Below are 1,685 nucleotides of genomic sequence, written 5' to 3'. Positions count from 1 at the left end.
TGGCCGAGCATCGTGACCGCCTGTTCCCGGGCGAGTTGTTCGCCGACCTGTTTCCCTCTGGCCGGGGCCGGCCGTCGATCCCGGGTGAGGTGATCGCCTCGGTGATCGTGCTGCAAGCCTTGTTCGGGCACTCCGATCGGGAGGCGGTCGATGCGTTGACGTTCGACCTGCGGTGGAAAGCCGCGTGCGGGTACGCGGTCGATGCGAAGGGTTTCGATTCGTCGACGTTGACGTATTGGCGGCGCCGGCTGGCCGCCAGTGACCGACCGCAGCGGATCTTCGAGGTGGTACGCCAGGTCATCGCCGAGACCGGTGCGGTCAGGACCAAGACCCGCCGCGCCCTGGACTCGACGGTCCTGGATGACGCGGTGGCCCGTCAGGACACGATCGCCCAGCTCATCGCGCAGATCCGCCGGGTGGGCCGCGAGGTGCCCGGGGCGAGAGAGTTTATCTCCACCGAGTGCACCCGGTTGGCGGCGCTGTGCGGGCAGGACTACACCGTCGCCGGTAAGCCCCGCATCGCCTGGGATGACCAGGCTGCCCGGGACGAGCTCGTTTCCGCCCTGGTGGGCGATGCTCTGGCACTGCTTGAGGCTCTGGATGTGGAGGCGATCACCGCCGCCGGGGGCAGACCGGCCGAGGCGGTGGCGCTGTTGGCGTTGGTGGCCGGCCAGGACGTCGAGCCGGCCGACGGTTCTGATGGCACTGACGGGCGGTGGCGTATCGCCCGCCGCACCGCGCCGGATCGGGTGATCTCCACCGTGGACCCCGATGCCCGGCACGCACACAAGACCCGACAACGCCGCCAGGACGGGTTCAAGGCCCACATCGTGGTCGAACCCGACACCGGCCTGACCACGATGTGCTCGCTGACCAAGACGAACGGCCCGGCCAACTCGGATGCCGCGGTCGGTGCGGGGCTGGTCACCGCCGATCCCACCATCGGCGCCGGCGAGCAGATCGAGGTGCTCGGCGATTCCGCCTATGCCAGCGGCGACATGCTGGGCACCCTCGCCGGTAAAGGATGGCTGCCCCTGGTTAAGCCGTGGCCGCTACGGCCCGCGGTCGAGGGCGGGTTCACCCTCGATGACTTCACTTTCGATGCGGCGGCGGGCACGCTGACCTGTCCCGGCAACATCACGCGACGGCTCTCGGCGAAGGGCAACGCCACGTTCGGCGTGGCGTGTCGTGGTTGCCCCCTGCGCCAGCGATGCACCACCTCAGCCGCCGGCCGCAAAGTAGAACTCGGTGAGCACCACCTGCTGCAACGCCAGCACCGCCAACGCGCCAGCGGCGAGGACTTCCAAACCGTCTACCGCCAGCACCGACCGATGGTGGAACGCTCGATCGCCTGGCTGACCCGAGGCGCTCGCCGCGTGCCGTACCGCGGGGTCGACAAGAACAACAACTGGCTCCACCACCGCGTTGCCGCCCTGAACCTGCGCCGACTGCTCTCGATGGGCCTGACCCACCAGAACGGAACCTGGGCCCTGGCCTGACCAGCCCGCCCGGGCGAGGACTCCCGCCCCGGCAGACCGCCGAACACGACCCGCGGCCACCGGCCAGATCCCATCTCCGGACCAGATACCTCAGCCCCCGCAGCCGCGAAAAAGCCACACCGCCATGCCCCCACCCCGCCCACCGCTCTCGCGGCCAAGATCACAGCTTGTTCAGCAGTCTCCTAG

At 69.4% G+C, this 1,685-nt stretch carries 1 protein-coding gene; it reads left to right on the top strand.

The window, feature by feature from the left end:
- The coding region (locus G6018_RS02665) for an IS1182 family transposase (RefSeq protein ID WP_182638645.1) at nt 1-1,499 on the top strand (1,499 nt) is incomplete at its 5' end.
- Nucleotides 1,500-1,685 lie beyond the last annotated feature (186 nt).

The sequence above is a fragment of the Dietzia sp. DQ11-44 genome, from assembly GCF_014145205.1.
In the GTDB taxonomy this organism is placed as follows: domain Bacteria; phylum Actinomycetota; class Actinomycetes; order Mycobacteriales; family Mycobacteriaceae; genus Dietzia; species Dietzia natronolimnaea.
The sequence above is the reverse complement of the archived record's forward strand: the minus strand, read 5'-3'. Positions and strand labels throughout refer to the sequence as shown.